This is a genomic window from Pelomonas sp. BJYL3, assembly GCF_027257975.1.
Taxonomy (GTDB): domain Bacteria; phylum Pseudomonadota; class Gammaproteobacteria; order Burkholderiales; family Burkholderiaceae_C; genus Roseateles_B; species Roseateles_B flavus.
In genome coordinates, this window is record NZ_JANZKX010000001.1 from 289,965 (window position 1) to 310,549 (window position 20,585).

At 68.6% G+C, this 20,585-nt stretch carries 22 protein-coding genes and 1 tRNA gene; 2 read left to right on the forward strand and 21 right to left on the reverse strand.

What is annotated here, in order from left to right:
- The first annotated feature begins 108 nt into the window (after positions 1 to 108).
- Positions 109 to 960 carry a J domain-containing protein gene (locus O9Y01_RS01285; RefSeq protein ID WP_269629673.1) on the forward strand — a complete coding sequence of 284 codons (852 nt, stop codon included), beginning with the start codon at positions 109 to 111 and terminating at the stop codon, positions 958 to 960.
- Positions 961 to 1,099: 139 nt separating this feature from the next.
- Here the strand turns inward: O9Y01_RS01285 and O9Y01_RS01290 are convergent, their stop codons facing one another.
- The 9 genes from O9Y01_RS01290 to O9Y01_RS01330 form a co-directional block, all read right to left on the reverse strand.
- Entirely contained in the window at positions 1,100 to 2,698 is a 1,599-nt protein-coding gene (locus tag O9Y01_RS01290) for a cytochrome D1 domain-containing protein (protein WP_442952692.1), read from the reverse strand.
- Positions 2,695 to 3,942 (reverse strand): heme d1 biosynthesis radical SAM protein NirJ, encoded by a 1,248-nt coding sequence (gene nirJ / locus O9Y01_RS01295; protein ID WP_269629674.1) that lies wholly within the window; start codon positions 3,940 to 3,942, stop codon positions 2,695 to 2,697. Before nirJ ends, O9Y01_RS01290 begins: the two co-directional genes overlap by 4 nt.
- A 2-nt stretch (positions 3,943 to 3,944) precedes the next feature.
- Positions 3,945 to 4,469: a siroheme decarboxylase subunit beta gene (gene ahbB, locus O9Y01_RS01300; RefSeq protein ID WP_269629675.1), complete on the reverse strand. Its 525-nt coding sequence runs from the start codon at positions 4,467 to 4,469 to the stop codon at positions 3,945 to 3,947.
- Positions 4,466 to 4,972, reverse strand: coding sequence for an AsnC family transcriptional regulator (locus O9Y01_RS01305; RefSeq protein WP_269629676.1), 507 nt, complete (start codon positions 4,970 to 4,972; stop codon positions 4,466 to 4,468). The genes ahbB (O9Y01_RS01300) and O9Y01_RS01305 overlap by 4 nt, the downstream gene beginning before the upstream one ends.
- The gene (gene ahbB / locus O9Y01_RS01310; RefSeq protein WP_269629677.1) at positions 4,965 to 6,020 is read right to left on the reverse strand and encodes a siroheme decarboxylase subunit beta; all 1,056 of its coding nucleotides are present in this window, start codon (positions 6,018 to 6,020) and stop codon (positions 4,965 to 4,967) included. The genes O9Y01_RS01305 and ahbB (O9Y01_RS01310) overlap by 8 nt, the downstream gene beginning before the upstream one ends.
- Complete coding sequence (locus O9Y01_RS01315; protein WP_442952693.1) at positions 6,017 to 7,225, reverse strand: cytochrome D1 domain-containing protein; 1,209 nt, start codon at positions 7,223 to 7,225, stop codon at positions 6,017 to 6,019. Before O9Y01_RS01315 ends, ahbB (O9Y01_RS01310) begins: the two co-directional genes overlap by 4 nt.
- Entirely contained in the window at positions 7,222 to 7,578 is a 357-nt protein-coding gene (locus O9Y01_RS01320; RefSeq protein WP_269629678.1) for a c-type cytochrome, read from the reverse strand. Before O9Y01_RS01320 ends, O9Y01_RS01315 begins: the two co-directional genes overlap by 4 nt.
- Before the next feature lie 6 nt (positions 7,579 to 7,584).
- The gene (locus tag O9Y01_RS01325) at positions 7,585 to 7,890 is read right to left on the reverse strand and encodes a c-type cytochrome (RefSeq protein ID WP_269629679.1); all 306 of its coding nucleotides are present in this window, start codon (positions 7,888 to 7,890) and stop codon (positions 7,585 to 7,587) included.
- 78 nt (positions 7,891 to 7,968) lie between these two features.
- Positions 7,969 to 9,702: a nitrite reductase gene (locus O9Y01_RS01330; RefSeq protein WP_269629680.1), complete on the reverse strand. Its 1,734-nt coding sequence runs from the start codon at positions 9,700 to 9,702 to the stop codon at positions 7,969 to 7,971.
- Positions 9,703 to 9,918: 216 nt separating this feature from the next.
- Between O9Y01_RS01330 and cobA the strand changes: the two genes are divergently transcribed.
- Positions 9,919 to 10,752, forward strand: a complete 834-nt coding sequence (gene cobA, locus O9Y01_RS01335; RefSeq protein WP_269629681.1) for a uroporphyrinogen-III C-methyltransferase — start codon at positions 9,919 to 9,921, stop codon at positions 10,750 to 10,752.
- On the opposite strand, the gene O9Y01_RS01340 is transcribed toward cobA, so the two are convergent.
- The 12 genes from O9Y01_RS01340 to O9Y01_RS01395 all read right to left on the reverse strand — a co-directional run bounded on the left by O9Y01_RS01340 (position 10,737) and on the right by O9Y01_RS01395 (position 20,571).
- Positions 10,737 to 11,432: a Crp/Fnr family transcriptional regulator gene (locus tag O9Y01_RS01340; protein WP_269629682.1), complete on the reverse strand. Its 696-nt coding sequence runs from the start codon at positions 11,430 to 11,432 to the stop codon at positions 10,737 to 10,739. The genes cobA and O9Y01_RS01340 overlap by 16 nt on opposite strands.
- Positions 11,433 to 11,601: 169 nt before the next feature.
- On the reverse strand, positions 11,602 to 13,452 hold the full coding sequence (locus O9Y01_RS01345) for a nitric oxide reductase activation protein NorD (protein ID WP_269629683.1): 1,851 nt from the start codon (positions 13,450 to 13,452) through the stop codon (positions 11,602 to 11,604).
- On the reverse strand, positions 13,452 to 14,525 hold the full coding sequence (locus O9Y01_RS01350; RefSeq protein WP_269629684.1) for a 4Fe-4S binding protein: 1,074 nt from the start codon (positions 14,523 to 14,525) through the stop codon (positions 13,452 to 13,454). The genes O9Y01_RS01345 and O9Y01_RS01350 overlap by 1 nt, the downstream gene beginning before the upstream one ends.
- Before the next feature lies 1 nt (position 14,526).
- The gene (locus tag O9Y01_RS01355) at positions 14,527 to 15,339 is read right to left on the reverse strand and encodes a CbbQ/NirQ/NorQ/GpvN family protein (protein WP_269629685.1); all 813 of its coding nucleotides are present in this window, start codon (positions 15,337 to 15,339) and stop codon (positions 14,527 to 14,529) included.
- Positions 15,340 to 15,364: 25 nt separating this feature from the next.
- Entirely contained in the window at positions 15,365 to 16,816 is a 1,452-nt protein-coding gene (locus O9Y01_RS01360) for a cbb3-type cytochrome c oxidase subunit I (RefSeq protein WP_269629686.1), read from the reverse strand.
- A 15-nt stretch (positions 16,817 to 16,831) separates the two neighbouring features.
- Positions 16,832 to 17,263: a c-type cytochrome gene (locus tag O9Y01_RS01365; protein WP_183104760.1), complete on the reverse strand. Its 432-nt coding sequence runs from the start codon at positions 17,261 to 17,263 to the stop codon at positions 16,832 to 16,834.
- A gap of 168 nt (positions 17,264 to 17,431) precedes the next feature.
- Positions 17,432 to 17,836 carry a 50S ribosome-binding protein YggL gene (locus O9Y01_RS01370; RefSeq protein ID WP_269629687.1) on the reverse strand — a complete coding sequence of 135 codons (405 nt, stop codon included), beginning with the start codon at positions 17,834 to 17,836 and terminating at the stop codon, positions 17,432 to 17,434.
- Between the two features lie 35 nt (positions 17,837 to 17,871).
- Positions 17,872 to 18,996 (reverse strand): DUF5694 domain-containing protein, encoded by a 1,125-nt coding sequence (locus tag O9Y01_RS01375; protein ID WP_269629689.1) that lies wholly within the window; start codon positions 18,994 to 18,996, stop codon positions 17,872 to 17,874.
- 298 nt (positions 18,997 to 19,294) lie between these two features.
- A complete protein-coding gene (locus O9Y01_RS01380; RefSeq protein WP_269629690.1) occupies positions 19,295 to 19,474 on the reverse strand; it encodes a hypothetical protein in 180 nt (59 codons plus the stop codon).
- A gap of 111 nt (positions 19,475 to 19,585) precedes the next feature.
- Positions 19,586 to 19,662: transfer RNA gene (locus O9Y01_RS01385), tRNA-Pro, on the reverse strand.
- Positions 19,663 to 19,691: 29 nt separating this feature from the next.
- Complete coding sequence (locus tag O9Y01_RS01390; protein ID WP_269629691.1) at positions 19,692 to 20,168, reverse strand: MerR family transcriptional regulator; 477 nt, start codon at positions 20,166 to 20,168, stop codon at positions 19,692 to 19,694.
- 34 nt (positions 20,169 to 20,202) lie between these two features.
- Positions 20,203 to 20,571: an integration host factor subunit alpha gene (locus O9Y01_RS01395; protein ID WP_269629692.1), complete on the reverse strand. Its 369-nt coding sequence runs from the start codon at positions 20,569 to 20,571 to the stop codon at positions 20,203 to 20,205.
- Positions 20,572 to 20,585: the final 14 nt, after the last annotated feature.

A 20,585-nucleotide genomic window follows, 5' to 3' on the forward strand; every position in this document is an offset into this window, starting at 1 on the left:
GAGCTCGCATCCGCGGGCTCTTTTTCATTGGCGGCCGCCAGCGGCAGGCCACAATAGTGCCCAGTATGTTTGCGAGCCGTGAGACCTGACGCCTTCCCTGGATTTGCCATGCGCCGCCCTGTCCTCACTCGCCACGAATTCGAACGCCGCCGCCAGCAGATGGCGGACCTGCAGCGCTATGTCGCCGAGCAGGAGCAGAGCTTCCACCTGCTGCACACCGCGCTTCAGGCCTTCGTGGACCGCTACACCGCCCTGCTGGGCCCGCTCTACCTGGAACTGGACGCGCTGGAATCCCAGCTGCACGCCGCCAGCGTGTACCTGGCCGAGGCCCTGCGCCGCAACGGCCTGGAAGCGCCTCTGCCCACCCCGCCCCGCGCCACCGCCCTGCCCCAGGTCCCGCGCCTGCCGGAGTCGGCGCCGCTGCCGCAGCAGCCCGAGGGTGGCGGCGTGGTCGAGATCGAACCGCCTTCGCTGAAGCAGCTGTACCGCCGTGCCGCCATGCGCCTGCACCCGGACCTGGCGCCCAGCGAGGCCCAGCGCCGCCAGCGCGAGCAGGCCATGATGGACGCCAACAGGGCTTATGCCGAGGGCAACCGCTTCCTGCTGGAACGCCTGCTGCTGGAGGCCGGCGAGGACCCCTTGAAGGTCACCGGCAGCAACGGCGACGCCGTGCTGGAATGGCTGCGCCGCAGCGAGCTGGCCGTGCAGGGCCGCCTGCGCGTGGTGCAGGCCCACCTGATCTCGCTGCAGGCCCATCCCATGCACCAGCTGATGCAGGCCATCGAGGGCGCCGAGGGCCGCGGCCTGGCCCCCTTCGAGATCATGCAGAGCCGCCTGCGCGCCCAGATCAGCCAGCGCCGCCAGGAGCTCTACATCGGCCAGCGCCTGCAGCCGGAGTCCGAGCTGGCGGTGGCCTTCCTCACCCAGCGCGTGGAGCGCCTGGGCGCTGCGGCCTGCTGAGCACGTCCGCGACCCTTCACAAGAATCCCAGGACGCGCCAGGACGGCGCTGGCGGCACGATCGCTGCCGTGCTGCTCGCCACCACCCTCGCCTCGTTCCAGCGCGCCGCATGACCTGCCTGGCGCTCCGGGCGTCGCCGTCAGTGCGAGGTCCCCTCCTCCCGGCTGATCTTGTTCCAGACGTTGTACTTGCCCACCGGCTTGCTCATGGGCAGGCGCTTGAGTTCCTTGAAGGTCCGGGCGTCATACACGATCAGCGCGCCGTCCATCTCCCACAGGCTGGCCAGCACATAGCGGCCGTCCTTGGTGAACTCGACGTGGGCCAGCGTCTTGCCCGGCTCGCGCACCTGGGCGACGACCTCCAGGCGCTGCTTGTCGATGATGCTCAGCGTGTCCTTGGCCGTGGGGCTCATCATGGAGTCGGTCCAGGCGTAGGGGCTCTGGGCATGGCTGCGCATGAAGAAGCCAGGACCAGGGGTGACGATCTCCCTGACCAGCTGCCAGCTCTTGAGGTCAACCACGCTGATGCGGCCGTCCTTGAGGTTGGGGCTGGCCAGCAGGCGCCGGCCTTCGCGGGTGAAGCTGATGCCCGAACCCAGGTGCGGCAGGCCCGGGATGGGCAGCTCGGCGATCTTCTTGCGCACGTCCAGGTTGACCACCTGCCCCAGGCTGCCGCCGCCCTCGCGGGGCCGGGCCGAGCCCAGCACATGGGCGTAGCTGTCGTCGAAGAAGAAGTCGTCCAGCGGCTCCTCCAGCAGGGTGCGGCGGATGTTCTGGTAGCCCGGCGTGGGCAGGGCCTCGCCCATCTTGTAGTCGTGCACATAGCCCTCGTGGATGGGCTCGGCCTTGGGGTCGTAGCTGATCTCCCAGAGCTCGGGCAGGTCCTTGAGGGCCACGACGAAGCTCCTGCGCGGCGTGGCGTCGTACACCGCCGAGACCCGCGAGCTCTGCGCCCCGTCGCGGCTCTGGGCCGGGTAGCTGCGCACCAGCTGCAGGTCTGCGTCGAAGAGCACGGCCGTGCGCGGCAGGTAGTTGGCCGCCATCACCCAGCGCCCATCGGCGCTGACGGCCACATTGCGCATGTTCAGCCCGGCGCGCACCTCGGCGACCAGCTTCAGGTTCCAGAGGTCGTACTTGCTGATCCAGCCGTCACGCGAGCCGAAGAAGACGTAGCGGCCGTCCGGCGTGAATTTGGGCCCGCCATGCAAGGCGAAGCGGGTGGCGAAGCGGTGCAGGACCTCGAAGCGGTCGCCGTCCACCAGGCTCACGTGGTGATCCCCGCCCTCCACCACCACGAAGAGGTTCATGGGGTCGGCCTTCCACTGGGGCTTTGAGGGCCAGCGGGCGCTGTCGGGCTCGAAGCTGCGGGAGGCCTGGATGTCGGCATCGCTCCAGCGCGGCACGGGCAGCTGGGGCGCGTAGACGAAGGCCTGCAGCGCCTGGATCTCGGTCTCGCTGAGCTGGGCGCCGAAGGCCGGCATCTGCGTGGCCGCACGCCCGCTGCGGATCACCGCCAGGGCCTCGGGCTTGCGCAGGCGCTCCAGGCTTTCGGGCAGCAGGGCCGGGCCCATGCCGCCGGTGCGCTCGGCGCCGTGGCAGCTGGCGCAGTGCTGCTGGTACAACGCCGCGCCGGACAGGGGCTTGGGGGCCTCGTCTGCCGCGCGGGCGTAGTCCAGGCCCACCATCACGAGGCCCAGGGCCAGCAGCAGCTTGCAGAAGGACTTGAAGGATTCGTTCATGCCGACAGCACCTCGATGACGCGGCGCTTGCCGCTGAAGGGCGTGAGCGCCACCCGCGCCAACCGGCTCGCGGCCTCGGGCGAAAGGCCGATCTCGTTGTCGTCCAGGTAGCAGCCTGGATCCTCGGCCCAGTAGTCACCGGTCAGCTGGTGGGCACGGACCCGCGTGTTGCCGCCGCACAGCGCGAAGTGCTGGCACTCGGCGCAGCGGCCCTTGACGGGGCGCGGATGCATCTTGAGGCCGTCCATCAGCGGGTCGCTGCGGTCGCTCCAGATGGCAGAGAACGGACGCTCCCGCACATTGCCGAGCTGGTGGTGCCCCCACATGGTGTCGGGGTGGACCTCGCCCTGGCTGTCGATATTGGCCACGCCCACGCCCGACGCATTGCCGCCCCAGGCCACCAGGCGCGCCCGGAGCGGGGCCTGCCACTGGGGCCAGCGCCGGCCCACCCAGGCGAGCAGGTAGGCGGCATCGGCGTCGTTGTTGCCGGTGACGTAGTCGCGGCTGCTGCCGGCCTCGGCATCAGCCCAGGCGGTCTCGAAGAGCAGGTCCAGGGCCTGGCGCGTGGCTTCGAAGTGGGCGTCGCGGCCGCGATGGATGTTGCCGCGGCCGGCGTAGTTGAGGTGCGAGAAGTAGAACTTGTCCACGCCCTCGTCCTTCATCAGCTGCAGCAGGAAGGGAAAGTCCTGGCCGTTGAGGTCGGTGAAGGTGTAGCGCAGGCCGGTCTTCACGCCGCGCTCGTGCAGCAGGCGGATACCGGCCATGGACTCGTCATAGGCCCCGACCTTGCGGCGGAAGCGGTCGTGGGTGTCACGGCTGCCGTCGATGCTGACGCCCACGTAGTCGAAGTGCTGGGCCGCGATGCGGTCCGCCATCGCGGCGTCGATCATCGTGCCGTTGCTGGAGAGCGCCGTGTAGAAGCCCATCCCCTGCGCGCGGCTGGCGATCTCGAAGAGCTGCGGGTGCAGCAGGGGCTCGCCGCCAGAGAGGATCAGCACCGGCACGCCATAGGCGCGCAGGTCGTCCATCACAGCGCAGATCTCCTCATGGCTCAGCTCACCGGGATAGTGGTGATCGGCCGAGAGCGCGTAGCAGTGCTTGCAGGTGAGGTTGCAGCGGCGGGTCAGGTTCCAGATCACGACAGGGCGCGTCTCGCCGCCCGACTGCGCACGGCGCGGGCTCGGGTACACGCCTTCGCGCTCGGCGGTGGCGATCTCGCGCAGGTATTGGCTGATGCGAAGCATGTTCAGTCCTCCAGGGCTGCCGGACGCGCTGACAGGCGCAGGCCGGTCTTCTTCAGGATGGCGCTGCTGTAGAGGATGTCGTTGGCGCGGCAGGCGTCGCCCAGCAGCTGGCGGATCTGCTGCGCCTGCGCCTCCACCTCCTCGCGGCTGCGGCCGTGCAGCATGGCGAAGAGGTTGTAGGGCCACTGCGGCAGGTGGCGCGGGCGGCGGTAGCAATGGCTGACGCAGGCCAGGCTGCCGATGCGCTCGCCGATCTCGTCGACCAGGGCGTCGTCCACGTCCCACACCGTCATGCCATTGGCCAGGTAGCCCAGGCGGTAGTGGTTGGGCACGGCACCGATGCGGCGGATCAGGCCGCGGTCCTGCATGTCCTGCATCAGGTGCAGGACCTCGGTCTCGCTGATGCCCAGCAGCGCGCCGAGGGCCTCGTAGGGCTTGGCCACCAGGGGCATGCCTTGCTGGGTGGCGGCAATGAGGTGGCGCTCCAGCGCGCTGAGCGGCGCGGAGGCCTGCAATGCGGCGCTCATGGGCGAGCCTCCATCGTGGCGCGGGCCGGCAGGTGCAGGCCCACGAAATACTCGCGCTCCTTGGGGAAGGCCCAGACCTTGAGGCCGGTCTCGGCCTCGATGGCCTGGACCACGCGCGTGATGTCCGATTCCTGCTCGGTGGCCAGCACGAACCACATGTTCAGCAGATGCTCGCGGCGGTAGTTGTGGGCGACCTCGGGATGCGCGTTCACCAGGGCCGTGACGGCCTCGTAGCGTTCCAGGGGCACCTGCAGCGCGGCCAGCACGAAGCGGCCGCCGGCGCGCTCGATCTGGAACAGCGGGCCGAAGCGGGTCAGCGTGCCCTCCCCCAGCAGGCGGTGCAGGCGCTCCAGCAGCTCGGCCTCGCTGCAGCCCAGCTCCTCGGCAACGGCGGCAAAGGGCCGGGGCACCAGGGGCAGCGCGCCCTGCAGGCGGTTGATCAACGCCGCATCGAGGGCGTCGAGGCGCGCCAGGCTGCGGCGCGCGGCGGAAGGCTCATGCATGGGCACACTCCTGGGCCGACGGGCTGGCGGCCGGGGCCGGCAGCGCATCAACGAAATAGCCCGAGCCGCACTGCTTGAAGCGCCGGCGGCTGAACAGCTGGGCCTGGGGAAAGGCATGTAGGCCGGCGGCCTCGCGGGCGACGTCCAGCGCCGCGCGCACGGCGTCGCGCTCGCGGCCATGGATCATGCAGAAAAGATTGAAGGGCCAGCCCTGACCGCGCTCGCGGCGGTAGCACAAGGTGACGCCGGGCTGCTGCGCGAGCACGCGTGCGTGGGCGTCGACCTCGTCGTCCGGCACGTCGAAGACGCACATCGCATTGCTGGCGATGCCCAGCTCATGGTGGCGCACGATGACGCCCAGGCGCCGCAGCACGCCCTCGTCCAGCCAGGCCTGGAGCGTCGAAAGCACCTGGGCCTCGGTCCAGCCCAGGGCCGCCGCCCAGGCAGCGAAGGGCCGGGGCTGCAGAGGCAGTCCCTGCTCCAGCAAGGCCGCCAGCGGCCGCTGCGCCGGTGTGATCGCCCGCACGCGCGCGGGCTGGGCCGCACCCGCCGGCACGGGCGCCGGGCCGCGGGCGCGCAGGTCGAAGCCCAGGTTGATGCGATACGGCCGCACCATGGGCAGGCGCAGGGCCTGCAGGCCGCAGCGCTGCTCCAGCGCCCGCAGACGCTGCTCGATCCAGTCCCGCGAGGGCCCGGTGATCACGAACCACAGCGAGTACGCATGCTCGCGCTCGTAGTTGTGGTTGACGCCTGGCACCGCGTTGACCAGGGCCGCCACCGCCTCCAGGCGTTCCGGCGGCACGGCCAGCGCGCACAACAGCCCCGCACCGCCCGAGCCCGGCGCGAACACGCCGCCCAGGCGCGAGACCGAGCCCTGGCTCAGCGCCTGAGCCAGCTGCTCGATCACCACCGCTTCGCTGCAGCCGTAGCGCCGCCCCATGGCCTCGAAGGGCTGGGCCACCAGCGGCAGGCGCTGCTGCCAGTCGTTGAGCAGGGCTTCACGCAGCGGCGCGGGGCCGGCGCTGGGGTCGAAGGTCCGTGCGTTCACAGGCCCACCTTGCCGGCCCTGCTGGTGAAGAAGATGCCGCTGGGCGAGGTCGAGTCCAGCGTGGCCAGCGTGGCGAAGCTGGCGGTGTCGATCACCGAGACGCGATTCGCGTCACGCGAGGAGATCCACACGGCCTCGCCGCGCGGCGTGAACTCCATGTGCAGGACGGCCTTGCCGGGGCTCAGGGTCTGCACGATCTGGCGGGTCTGGGTGTCGATGACCTGCACGCGGTCGTAGTCGGGCACGGCGAAGTTGACCCAGACCTGGCGACCGTCCGGCCTGGCCATCACGAAGACAGGCTGGCCCTGCACCGGGATGCGGGCGACCTCGCGCCAGGTCTCGGTGTCCACCACCAGCACTTCGTGCCGGCCGATGGCGGGCAGGTAGGCGTGGCGGCCGGCCACGGCCCAGCCGCGCAGGTGCGGCATCTTGAAGACGGGCAGCGGCTCCTGGCCACGGCCGTAGCCCCCCAGGATGCGCTCGACACGCGGCTCGGCGGCCCAGAGATCGATCTTGGCCAGGCCGTCCTCGCCGAAGAGGCCGGCGATGTAGTGGCGGCCATCGGGCGTCACCAGCGCGTCATAGGGCTGGCGGCCGATGTTGCGGAACTTCTGCAGCTTCGGAACCCGGGGGTCGGCCAGATCGGCGACCCAGATCTCGTCGGCATCGAACAGCGCGTAGATGAAGCGCTGGCCGGGCAGGTCCGCCAGGCCCACCACGCGCGAGAACTTCCCTGGCGCGTATTCGGCGGGGATGTCGGCCAGGGGCTGCAGGGTCTGGGCGTCAAAGACCTTGATGCCGCCGGGCTGGTAGTTCTGGGCCACGACCAGGCGGCCATCCTGCGAGATCGCTCCGCCGATCGAGTTGCCGGCCTGCTGCACGCGGGCCACGATGCGGCGCTCGCCCAGGTTCACCTTGCTGAGGGCGCCGTCGCGGCCAAAGACATAGGCATGCAGGCCGTCCCGCGCATAGACGATGGAGGCATGGGACAGGTCGCCCAGCCCCTCGATGCGGCCCAGCACGCTGCGGCTGCTGGTGTTGACCACCTGCAGGCGGCCGTCGGCACGCTCGACCACGAGGCCGAGGTCGCCGGTGCCCATCCAGCGCTCGGCTGGGGGCGCAGAAGCGCAGGCGCCCAGCAGGCCCAGCATCAACGCGGACGCGGCCAGCCACAGGGCCCGCAGGCCCACGCGATTCTTGTTCATGGTTGTCTCCTCGGCACCGCCTCCACAGGCGTCAGGCCACTCGGCGGCGGGCTCAGCAGCTGCAGCGCCAGCCAGTCGGCTTCGTCGCTGCTCAGCATGCTCTTCCAGGGCGGCATGGGCGTGCCGGGCCGGCCGTGGAAGATGGTGGCGCTGAGGCTCTGCCAGGGCTTGCCCTGCAGCGCATCGGCCGTGAGGGCCGGCCCCAGGCCACCGGTGAGCCGCATGCCGTGGCAGGACCCGCAGTCCTGCCTGAGCATGCGCAGCAGCTCGGCCTGGCGCTCGGGCGCCGGCGCGGCCGAGCCGGAGACCGGCCAGGCCAGGGCCAGCAGGAGCAGGCAGACCGCGCTGCGCATGGGCGCTCAGCTCTTCAGGATCTGCTCGACGGCGGCCTTGAGGTCGCCATCGCTGATCTTGTCCGGGCCGACCGGCGCCATCGGGATCGGGCCGAAGGTGCCGGAGCCGCCCTTGCGGACCTTCTCCATCAGCTTGGCCGTGACGTCCTGGCCCCTGTACTTGGCCGCGATGTCCTTGAAGGCCGGGCCCACCACCTTCTTGTCCTTGCTGTGGCAGGCCATGCAGCCGGCCTTGTTCATGGCCTCATCCACGTCGGCATGCGCCGAGAGGGCGGCGAGGCCCAGGCTCAGGGTGATCAACAAAGGTTTCATGTGTGCTCCTTGCTTGCTGTCTTGGAGACCGCCCCGGCCCTCGGTCGAGGGCTGGGGTCAGGTCTTGCCAGCGCTCGATCAATAGACGTCGTGCTGGGTGTTGTAGACGTTGAAGTGGCCCGTCGGCGTGATCAGGCGCGGGTCCTTGATCACGGCCTTGAGCTTCAGCGTCTTGTCGTCCACGACCACCAGGGCGGACTGCTTGTCCTTGGCGGACCAGACGGCGAACCACACCTCGTCACCGGCCTTGTTGAACTCGGGCTGCACGACGCGCTGGGCGCCGCCGTCCGTGATGCCGGCCCATTCGGCGATGGGCAGCACGGTGTAGCCCTTGTCCAGGTTCTTGATGTCGAACACGGCGACCGACTGCGAGAGCTTGGGATCCGGGTTCAGCGGCGTGTCGACGTACAAGTGCTGGCTCTTGGGGTGGCTCTTCAGGAACAGCGAACCGCCGCCCTGCCCCTTGAGCACGGCCACCTGCTTGAAGGCGTACTGCTTGTGGCCCTTGGGATCGGTGGCGATCAGCGAGATGCTGTCACCGCCCAGGTGGCCGGTGGACCACACGGGGCCGAACTTCGGATGGATGAAGTTGGCGCCACGACCCGGGTGCGGGATCTTGTCCACGTCGATCAGCGCGGCCAGCTTGCCTTCCTTGGCGTCCACCGCGGCAATCTTGTTGCTCTGGTTGGCCGCGACCATGAAGTAGCGCTTGCTGGAGTCCCAGCCGCCGTCATGCAGGAAGCGGGCGGTGCCGATCTCGGTGGTCTTCAGGGCGTTGAGGTCGGAGTAGTCGACCATCAGCGTCTTGCCGGTCTCCTTGACGTTCACCACGAACTCGGGCTTGAAGTGCGAGGCCACGATGGAGGCCACGCGTGGCTCGGGGTGGTACTCCTGCTTGTCCACCGTCATGCCGCGGGTGGCGACGATCTTCAGCGGCTCCAGCGTGTCGCCCTTCATGATCACGAACTGCGGCGGCCAGTAGCTGCCGGCGATGGCGAGCTTGTCCTCGTAGCCCTTGTACTTGGAGGTGTCGACCGAGCGGGCTTCCAGGCCCACGCGGATCTCGGCCACGTTGTCGGGCTTCTCCATCCACAGGTCGATCATGTTGACCTTGGCATCGCGGCCGATCACGAAGAGGTAGCGGCCCGAGGCGGAGGTGCGCGAGATGTGCACCGCATAGCCGGTCTTGACGATGTTGATGATCTGCTTGGTGTCGCCATCGATCAGCGCGACCTCGCCGGTGTCACGCAGCGTGGTCGAGAAGATGTTGTCGATGTTGTAGCTGTTCATCTTCTTGGTCGGCCGCTTGGAGGGGTCGATCAAGAGCTTCCAGGTGGCCTTCATCTGCTCCATCCCGAACTCGGGCGGGGTGGGAGGGTCCTGCTGGATGTAGCGGGCCATCAGATCGACTTCCTTGTCGTTCATCTCGCCCGAGGTCAGCCAGTTGGGCATGCCGGCGGCCGAGCCATAGGCGATGAAGACCTTGAGGTAGTCCGTGCCCTTGGCCAGCGTGATGTCCGGCGTCAGCGGCTTGCCGGTGGCGCCCTTGCGCAGCACGCCGTGGCAGCCAGCGCAGCGTTCGAAATAGATCTTGCGACCCAGGTCGAACTCCGCCTGCGTCATGGGTGGCGCCTTGGGATTGCTGCTCTGGTACATGGGCTCGCTGGCCAGGGGCGATGAGCCGGCCTGGTAGTTCACCTCCGCGGGGGTCACGCTCTTCTTGGCATCCTGGGCCTGAGCGTGCAGGCTGGCCAGCAGGGCCAGGGCGGCCACGCTGATCACGGCGAACCGGGGACTTTGCGGTGTCTTCATCACTCCACTCCGACAGGGACGGGGCCCGGCAAACCAATGCAATGGGCGGCGCCCCAGAGGCAGCACGTCGTCCAGACTCTGCTGGGCTCGGCAGGGGCTGCTTGTGCCTGGTCCGAGCGAAGCCATCGTCCCGCCGCCAGCTCCCGGCGTCCTTGAACTGGTTCAAGGACGCCACAAGAGCCCCTTTCCACAATGGGCTCATCCAAGGAGAGCCCCATGAGCCGACTCGACGAGCCGCTGTATTTCTCGACCCACACCAGCGCCAGCGCAGCCCAGCCCGCGCCGGTCACGCTGGTTGGCGCAGGCCCTGGCGACCCCGACCTGCTGACGGTCAAGGCCGCACGCGCCCTCGGCCAGGCCACGCTGGTGCTCTACGACCACCTGGTGTCCAAGGACGTGCTCAAGCTGATCCGCGACGATGCGGACTTGATCTATGTCGGCAAGGAATCCGGCCATCACACGCTCACGCAGGAAGGCATCATCGAGCTGATGATCCGCCTGGCCCGCAGCGGCCGCGCGGTGCTGAGGCTCAAGGGCGGCGACCCCTACATCTTCGGCCGCGGCGGCGAGGAGGCGCAGGCCCTGGCCGCCGCCGGCATTCCCTTCGAGACGATCCCCGGCATCAGCGCTGCGCAGGCCGCGGGCGCGCTGGCGGGCATCCCGCTGACGCACCGGGACCACGCCTGCTCGCTGGTCTTCGCCACGGGCCATCTGCGCGAGGCGGTCGACGGCGAGCCGCGCTCGGTGGACCTGGACTGGGACATGCTCGCCCGGCCGCGCCAGACGGTGGTGATCTACATGGGCCTGGGCAGCCTGGCCATCATCAGCGAGCAGCTGATCGGCCACGGCCTGTCGCCGGACACGCCGGCCGCGCTGGTGGAGAAGGCCAGCACCCCGCAGCAGCGCTGCCTGCGCGGCAGCCTTCAGACCCTGCCCATGCTGGCCAAGCTGCACGGCGTGAAGCCACCGGCCCTGCTGATCATCGGCGAGGTCGCCGCGCTGCACGAGCAGCTGTTTCCGGCCATGAAGGCCACTCACTGCAAGGGGTAGGAAGCCAGGCCGCGGGTGTTGAGGATGCGGATGTCGCGGCGGTCGATCTGGATCAGGCCCTCCGCCTCCAGCTCATGCAGCACGCGCGAGAAGTACTCCGGCGTCAGAGACAGCCGCGACGCGATCGTGGCCTTGCTGACGGGCAGCGAGACGGTCAGCGTGTCACCGTCCTCGTAATCCTCCTCCTGCTCGCTGAGCAGGAAGCCGATCACGCGCTGGATGCCGCTGTGCAGGCAGTAGGACTCCACGTCGCGGATCAGGCCGTGCAGACGGCGCGACACGCCGGCCAGCATGCGCAGCGCGAAGCGCGGGTCGCGCGCGATCTCCTCCATCATCGTGGCCTTGCTGATGGACAGCAGCAGGCACTCCGACAGCGTCTGCGCATTCACGATATGCGGCCGGTCGGTGAACATGAGGGCCTCGCCAAAGCTGTTGCCCGGCCCCACCAGCTCGATCACCTTCTCAGCCCCGCTGGGCGAAATCGCATAGAGCTTGACCTGCCCCGTCACCACCACGTGGAAGGCTTCGCAGGCCTGCCCCACGCGGAACACGGTCTCGCCCCGGCCCATGCGGTGCAGCTGGCAGCCTTGCTCGGCCAGGGCCTGCAGCTCGGCGGGCTGCATGTCGCCGAACAGCGGCAGGACGGACAGGTAGCGGGGGAGATCGAAGGTGGCTGGCATGGGGGCTCCCGGGAATGGCTGGCGACCTTTGCAGGCCTGACGAGCGCGATTCTGTGGAGCCCGCCGAGCGCGGATTTGAGTTGGATCAAGCGTGCCCGGCACCTAGTTCTTCCGAACGATGGTGCCCCTGTGGCGCCCTAGTTCCTCGGTCGTACTGTGTTTGTGTGGCTCAGGCGGCCAGGCGTGCATAAAGGCGCGGGAGGCTGCTGACGAGCTCCTGCGGCCGCCGCAGGTGCACAAAGCCCTGCTGGCCGAACAGATAGGGCAGGTACTCGGCCGGCCCCTCGTCGATGCTGATGCACACGGGGCTCAGGCCCGCCTGGCGTGCTGCCAGCACCGCCTGGCGCGTGTCCTCCAGGCCCCAGCGCCCTTCGTAGTGATCCAGGTCATTGGGCTTGCCATCGGTCAGCAGCAGCAGCAGGCGCTGGCGCTCCGGCCGCTCGGCCAGCCGCTCGGTGGCATGGCGAAGGGCCGCGCCCATGCGGGTGTAGAAGCCCGGCTTGATCGCACCCACGCGGTGGCGGGACATCGCCCCCCAGCGCTCGTCAAAGCCCTTGAGCTGCTGGATGCGCACCTGCTGGCGCTTGACCGAGGAGAAGCCCAGCATCTCGAAGGGATCGCCCAGGCCAGCCAGGGCCTCGCCGAAGACGTAGAGCGCGTCGCGGATGACGTCGATCACCCGCATCTCGCCCTGCACGCAGGCGTCGGTGGACAGGCTCAGGTCCGCCATCAGCAGGCAGGCCAGGCTGCGGTCCTGGCGCTGCGTCTGCTGGAAGACGGGCGGCGACTCCGCCGAGCGGCGTCCACCGGTCAGCCGGGTCTCGCTGGCATGGCGCACCCAGGCGTCCAGGTCCAGCTCGTCGCCCTGGGGCAGGCCCTTCTGCCAGCGCGGCGCGGCGCGCAGCACCTCCAGGCGGCGGCGCATGCGGTGACCCAGCAGACGCAGGGCCGGTGGCGGCTGCCAGGGGTCAGGTCTTGCCGCGACGAAGCGCTGCAGGCCGCAGTAGTCCTCGCGCAGCTGCTGGGCCTTCCAGTCCCACTCGGGCAGGCGCTCAGGCAGGCCCACGGGGGCATCGTCCGCGGCGGCACTGGGCAGGTCCAGGTCGAAGCGCACCCGCGAGGCCAGGGTCTCGCCGCCCTCGGCCACGTCCAGCTGGCGCATGTCATTGGCCACGGCAGCGCCGTCGCTGTCGGGGTCGTCATCGCCGGCCCGGTTGACCTTGACGAACTCGGACCAGGACAGCACTGACTCCGCGCGGAACATCAGGATCAGGCCCTGCTTGCTGCTGCTGTCCTCGTTGCGGCGGGCGCTGCGGCGCTGGCGGTCCTGGGCGGTCTTGCTGCCGGCGGTGGGCGCGGCCCCTTCCTTGCGGGCGGCCATGGGCGCCATCGCGGGCGCCGGCTGCAGCCACAGCCACACGGCGGCCAGGGCCTCGGGCTGCAGCGAATGTGCAGCGGCGGGCAGGCCATCCAGCCGGCCTCGGGCCTGCAGGGCCTGGCGCAGCAGGCGCTCCGGGCCGGCGTCCGCGCCCATGGTGTCCGGGTCGGGCCGCTGGCGCAGGTGGGCGTCCAGCAGGCGTTCATGAAGCTGAGACAGGCCGGGGAAGCGCTCCAGCGCCCGAGCCGTGGCCCGAACATTGGCAGCGAGCCAGCCGCCCTGCCCTGCTCCGTCGGCGTCCCAGCACGAGGACAAGGCCGCCAGCCAGAGGTAGAGACCCCGGTTCAGGGCCGGATCGGGAAACACGTCGAGCCGTGCCGGGAGCGCCAGCACCTCGGGGCCCAGCTGGGCCTGGGCCGCGCGCTGCTCGCTGCCGGCCAGGCGCTGCAGCCAGCCGCGCGGACCACCGTGGCGCAGGGCCTGTGCCTCGGCCAGGCGCAGGGCATGCGAGCCACCGCCGGCGCGGAACAGCAGGCCCAGGGCGCGCTGCACCTGGGCCAGCTCCACCGCGGCCTGCGGGTGCCCCTGCTCGGCGGCGCGGGTGACCCAGCGGTGCCAGGTCTTGCCAACCCACTCTTCCATCAGGCGGCCTCCCGGTCCGGGCGGCTGTCGTTCGTGGCGGGTCCGTCGTTCTCGCGCGGCGTCGTCAACGGGTGGGTCTGCGACTGCTGCAGGGCTTCCAGCTTCTTCTGGCGCAGGGTCTCACGCACAGCCTCGATGCCGACCTGCCACTCCAGCAGCGGCGCCTTCTCGCGCCGGCCCTGCGAGCTTTCGCAGGCGTCCAGGCACTGCCCGCACTGCACGCAGGAGAACATCATGCGCTTGATGTTGCGCGGGTTCAGGCGCATGGGGCAGGCGGTGTCGCAGGCCGAGCCGGCAAGGCCGGGGGCGATGTCGCAGGACTTGCAGTCGCGGGCCTGCTCGCGCTTGAAGGCCACCACCATGCCCTTGGGGTTGGCCATCCACATGAGGCTCTGGAACAGGCCCACGGCGCAGCCGAAGCGGCAGAACAGATGGCGGGCGAAGGCGAACTCGGCGCTGAACACCAGGGTGCCGATGCCGATGAAGCGGGCCTGGTTGGGCGTCAATGTGCCGTTCCACAGGCCGCTCCACAGCTCTCTGGGCGGCAGCAGATAGCTGGCCAGCGTGATGGCCCAGACGAAGCCCATCAGCACGCAGGCCAGGCCGAACACCGGCCACCAGCGGCTGTCCGGGCTGCGGCCGGCTCGCTTCACGGGCAGACGGTCCCACAGCGAGAGCTTGCCAATGGCGCGGTGCAGCAGCTCGTTGAGCAGCTCCACGATGGAGAAGTGCGGGCACAGCCAGCCGCAGTAGAGCCGGCCGTAGCGCCAGGCCACGAAGAGAAAGCTGCCGACGACCAGCGCGATGGGCAGCAGGGCCTTCAGCAGCAGGTTCAGCGCGGCATCGGCACCGCTGGCCCGGCCGTGCTGGACAGCGTCCAGCCCCAGGTGCCAGGGCTGGCCAAAGAGCCACAGCTGCGTCTCGTGCAGGTCGAAGCGCAGCAGGTCCAGCAGCGGCGCCGAGATAAAAAGGAGGAAGAAGCCCAGCTGCAGGCTGCGGCGCAGGCGCTGCGAAGGCGCCGAACGGCCGCTGCCGCCGGCGGGCTTCAGCAGGACAGAAGGAGGGCGGTCCATGTCAGAGTACCGCGCCCACCACCTCGGCCAGGGCGGCGGCCGTGTCGGCCTCATCGGTCAGCGCATCCACGATGGCGGTCTGCACGGCCAGGCGCAGCGGCAGGCCGGCCACGGCCAGGCGGGCTGCGGCCACCAGCAGCCGGGTGCTGACGGTCTCTTCGAGGTCGTGCTCACCCAGGCGGCGCAGCGCACAGGCCAGGCGCACCAGCTGCTGGGACAGCCGTTCGTCGCAGGCCGATTCGGTCTGCACGATGCGCTGTTCCACCTCAGGCGCCGGATAGCCCATCTGCAGCGCGACGAAGCGTTGCCGCGTGCTGGGCTTCAGGCTCTTGAGCAGGTTCTGGTAGCCGGGGTTGTAGGAGATCACCAGCATGAAGCCGGGCGCCGCGGCGATCTGCTCGCCGGTGCGCTCGATGGGCAGCATGCGGCGGTCGTCCGCCAGCGGGTGCAGCACCACCGTGGTGTCTCGGCGCGCCTCCACCACCTCGTCGAGGTAGCAGACGGCGCCCTGGCGGACGGCCCGCGTCAGCGGCCCGTCGCTCCAGACGGTGGCGCCGTCCTGGATCAGGAAACGGCCCACCAGGTCGGCTGCCGTGAGGTCGTCATGGCAGCTGACCGTGATGAGGGGGCGGCCCAGGCGGGCCGCCATGTGCTCGACAAAGCGCGTCTTGCCGCAGCCCGTCGGCCCCTTGATCAGCAGGGGCAGGCGCTGGGCATGCGCGTGAGCGAAGACCCGGCATTCCTCTCCCTGCTCCGCATAGAAAGGCAGTTCGCCTTGCCCCAGCTGGGCGGCGGGTACCTGGAGTCTGTCCACCGGGTTCTCCTCGTTCACAGGTCCATCACAGATCACGCACGCGCTGGGCGGGCTGGCCGCGCAGCAGGCCGCCGCCGCGGGAGTCGGCATCCGCCTGCGTCACCGGCTCGCCGCCGATGAAGAAGCTCGACAGATAGGTCAACAGCCCCAGCAGGAAGCCCACGCCGCCGGCCAGACGCACCCAGTAGAAGAAGCGCAGCTGGTCCTGGGTGGCCATGAAGCCCATGGCGCCTTCGGTGGGCATGCGCTGCAGCCAGACCTGCAGGATGCCGGCGCCGGTCAGGGCCAGCACCATCACGCCCATCCCGATGGTCATGATCCAGAAGCTCCACATCTCCACGTTCTGCGCACGCTGGCTGTTGGCGATGCGGCCGCGCAGGATGGGCATGGCATAGCTGATCAGCGTGATCACCACCAGCACATAGGCACCGTAGAAGGCCAGGTGGCCGTGGGCCGCGGTGACCTGGGTGCCGTGGGTGTAGTAGTTGACCGGCGACAGCGTGTGGATGAAGCCCCAGAGGCCCGCGCCCAGGAAGCCCATCACCGAAGTGCCCACCGCCCACAGCACGGCGGCCTGGTTCGGATGTTCACGGCGGCGACGCTGCACCATGTTGAAGGCGAAGACCGTCATCATGAAGAAGGGGATGGGTTCCAGCGCCGAGAAGATGCTGCCGATCCAGGTCCAGTAGCCGGGCAGGCCGATGAAGTAGAAGTGGTGGCCGGTGCCCAGGATGCCCGTCATCAGCGCGAAGGCGATGATCACGTACAGCCACTTGTCGATCACCTCGCGGTCCACGCCGGTGGTCTTGATCAGCACATAGGCCAGCAGCGAACCCAGGATCAGCTCCCAGACGCCTTCCACCCAGAGGTGGACCACGAACCACCAGTACATCTTGTCCCGCACCAGGTTGTGCGGATTGACGAAGCTGAACAGGAACATCAGCGCCAGGCCCCACAAGCCCATCAGCAGGACCAGGGAGATGGCCGTCTTGCGGCCCTTCAGCACGGTCATGCTGATGTTGTAGAGGAAGCCCAGGGCCACGACCACGATGCCCAGCTTGGTCGGCAGCGGCTGCTCCAGGAACTCGCGCCCCATGGTCTGCAGCAGGTCATTGCCGGTCAGCTCGGCCAGCTTGGCATACGGCACGGCCAGGTAGCCCACGATGGTGAGCGCGCCGGCCACGAGGAAGATCCAGAACAGCGCCAGCGCCAGCTTGGGGCTGTGCAGCTCGGTCTCGGACTCCTCCGGCACCATGTAGTAGGCCGCCCCCATGAAGCCGAACAGCAGCCACACGATCAGCAGGTTGGTGTGCACCATCCGTGCCTGGTTGAAAGGGATGTAGGGGAACAGGAAGTCCCCGACGAGGTACTGCAGGCCCAGCCCCAGGCCGAAGAGGATCTGGCCGGTGAAGAGGGCCAGGGCGGCGATGAAGTAGTACTTCGCCACCGCCTGGGATTTGTACTTGAGGGTGATCATGATGGGTGCGCCTCCTCAGCCTTCGATATTGGGGGGCCACTGCTCGGTATTGATCTCGCCGGTCCACTTGAGGAACTCGACCAGGTCATTGAGCTGCTGCTCGTCCAGGTTGAACTGGGGCATCTGGCGGCGGCCTTCGGCGTGGGTGGGCTGGGCCTTCATCCAGGCCTTGATGAACTCGCCGCCACGGCGCTTGTAGACGTTGCCCAGCTCAGGCGCGAAATAGGCGCCCTCGCCCAGGAGCGTGTGGCAACCGATGCAGTTGCGCGTCTCCCAGATCTTCTTTCCCGCCACCACCGCAGGCGTGATGGCCTGGGCATTGGAGCGCTGCGGGATGCGCTGCTCCGTATGAAACACGATGGCTGCAAACAGGAGGGCGAAAAATACAGAACCGCCCCAGAACATGTTTCGTGCCATCTGCTTGGTGAAACCGCTGCCCTGACTCATGGGGCCTCCTTGCGTGGATCAAACAGATGGGCGCAAGACTAGGCGCCAGGAGGGCAAGAATCCTTGAACCGGTTCAAGAACCTGCCAATTCCGAAAGATATAGGAAAGATATAACTATTGACAAACAAAAAAGCCGCCCGGAGGCGGCTTCTCACAAGCTTGGCAGGTTCAGGCGTCCTGCATCTGCAGCTCTTCTTCGCGGGGATACCAGGCATCCACCCAGCGGCTCACCCGCACCTGCGCCACGGCCGGATAGGCCTTGAGCCAGGCCGCGGCGGCGTCGCGCTGGGCTTCGCTGACCGAGCCGCGGCCCAGGGTGCCGACGAAGCCGTCGGTCTCGGCCAGGGGCAGCCAGCCACCCAGGCCACCGATCTGCAGGCCCTGGGCCGCCAGGGCGGGATAGACGGCGTCGCAGAAGGCATCGAGGGCGGCATCGTCCAGGGCGGACTTGAATTTCAGCTCCACCCAGAAACCCAGCTCCTGGAATTCTCCGACGCGCAGCTTCTTGCGCTGGCGACGGTTCAGGCGGGACAGGCGGCGCTTGGACAGCGAGGGGACGGTGGTTTGAGTCATGGGCGGCATTCTACGGATGCGGGGTCAGGCCTTGCTCAATCCTTCAGCACCGACATCGGGTCCACCAGCGTCACGTCATGCATCTGCTGAAGATAGGCCTCGTAATAGCCCTTGTGGGAAGCGCCGACGATGCTGAGCATCCGCATGCCCCGGTGCTGGCCCAGGACCTCGCGCATATTGGCCACCATGCGGAGGTTGCGGGTCTCCCAGTAGCCCAGGTATTCACGCCCGTAGGCCTTGGGCGAGGGCTCCACCAGGGTCGCCCCGAAGTCGGAAGCGTAGACCAGCGCCGGCGCCTCGGGTGCGTTGTAGGCCCTGTACAGCCTCAGCAAGCCCCCTGGCTCCTTCAGACCGGCCTGCAAGGCCTTGTCCTGCGCCATCCGGGTCCGGGTGGCCTCGTTGTCCCAGGCCTTCTGGATGGCCTCTCCTTGTGCCTTTCTTTCGGCGGGGTCGGCGGGGTCCGGCGTATCGGCGCTGTGGTCGTCGACGGCGTACAGGCGCTCCAGGCCCAGCTCGGCGGCCAGGGTCGCGGCGATCCAGGTGATTTCGCTGGGGGGCCCCGCCCATCGCTCCAGCTGGCTCAAGGTTTCAGCGTTCATGCCGTCACCGGCCCGGCGCTCCGCTGAAGGCAGGCGCAGCCACTGAACCCATGCCGATGCGGGCTCGCCCGCGGCCATGAGCAGGGCCGCCAGGCGCCGACGCTGCGCTGGCGTCGGCGCTGCAGGCCAGGCCGCCAGCTGCCGCTCCACTTCCACGTTGGCGGCTGGCACATCAAGCCCGGTGGCGCTGGCGGCCGGCGCCACGTCGAAGCAGTAGGTCGCCACGGTGTCGGCATAGCGGCCGGGCTGGCGCCGCAGGCTGTCGCACTGCAGACCGGACAGGCGCTCGATGGCGATGCCGGTCGGCCGCCACTGCGCCAGCCTTTTCATCAGGGGCGAAAGCATGCCCTGCTGGATCACGCCCTTCATGCCTGACAGATGCGGCGTGCCCAGCACCAGCACCTCGTTGGCCGCACCCGCGGGCGGGCCCTTGTGCAGGCTGGGTTTGAAAGCTGGCTCATAGGGCATGCCGGGCGATGGCTGCGCCTGGGCAAACTGCGAAGCGATCACCCACGACAAGGCGGCCAGCGCGGGCAGGAGTCGGGATTTCTGGGGCGTCACGGCAGGACCTCTCGATGTGCTCTGGACAACGCCCGGGAGCCCCGCCAGCAGCAGGCCCCGAGCGGGCGGTGCAGCGGTCCGGCCTGCTGGCAAGCCGCATCGACAGCGGGGCAGCCGGCATCGGAGGGAGAAGGATCAGCCGCCCTGCCCTCGCTGCAGTGCCGCCATGGCGTCCGAATGACCTGGATGACGCGAAGCGGCTTGAGACGAGCTGCCGCAGGTGGTGACTCAGCCGTCGCCGCAGTGGCATGAGCGAAACAGGCACCCAGAGCATCAAGAGGCTCCCGGGGAAACGGGGTCAGGTCTTGCCTCCCCGCCAAGAAGGCGGCCCACCGCCCTTGGCACGCATTGCTGCGCCGGCCAGGCGCTCGGCTAACAGCTCGGCCAGACGTTCTGCCAGACGTTCTGCCAGACGTTCTGCCAGACGTTCTGCCAGACGTTCTGCCAGACGTTCGGCCAAAAAACTCGGCCGGTCCATGGCACTTGATGCCACTCCCAAGGACAGGCGCGAGGGCAAGGGCAAGCAGACCAGCGGCGCGCAGATAGCAAAAAGCCCGGTACCTTTCGGTACCGGGCTCGTGCTTATCTTTGGTCGGGGTGGCGGGATTCGAACTCGCGACCCCTTGCACCCCATGCAAGTGCGCTACCAGGCTGCGCTACACCCCGACGAAGAAGAAAGATTATAGAACGATTTTTTAGAGTTGTGCAAGTAGTGTGGAGCGAATTGCCAATAATTCTTCTCGCACCTGCTCCAGGCTCAGTTTTTCCACGCTGACGCTCAGGCGGGCGGACTCATGCTTGTCGGCAGCCATGGCCATGGCCTGCACGTGCGAGGCCTCGAGGGCATGCAGTTCCTGGGCCAGGGCCTCGGCGGCCACGGCTTCATCATGGAAGCTGGCGGCCGTCTCCGGACGCGCCAGGCCATCCGCCAGCTGGTTGCGGGCGCCGCTGATGGTGAAGCCCTGGTCATAGAGCAGATCGCGGATGCGGCGGATCAGCAGCACCTCGTGGTGCTGGTAATAGCGCCGGTTGCCGCGCCGCTTCATGGGCTTGAGCTGCGTGAACTCCTGCTCCCAGTAGCGCAGCACATAAGGCTTCACGCCGCACAGTTCGCTCACCTCACCAATGGTGAAGTAGCGTTTGGCGGGAATGGCGGGAAGCGCTTTGTCCATTGAAATCAAGGGCTTCAGGTGGGGAGGTCAGACTCTACTCGAAGTCCTCGTCGCCGGGAACATCCCCCTGCACCACCCCCTTGAGTTTGTGGCTCGCGTGGAAGGTCACGACATTGCGAGCCTTGATGGGGATGGACTCGCCGGTGCGCGGGTTGCGCCCGGGGCGCGGTGCCTTGCGGCGGATGTTGAAGTTGCCGAAGCCCGAGAGCTTCACCTCGCGCCCCTGCACCAAGCTGCCATGGATGATGTCGAAGAAGGCCTCGACCATGTCCTTGGACTCGCGCTTGTTGAGGCCCAGCTTGTCGAACAGCAGTTCGGCCAGCTCGGCCTTGGTCAGCGTGGGCGTCTCCAGGCTGGGCAGCAGCAGCGGGCCGCCCGCTGGCTTCATCTCGTCCGTGCTCATGCGAAAGCTCCTCC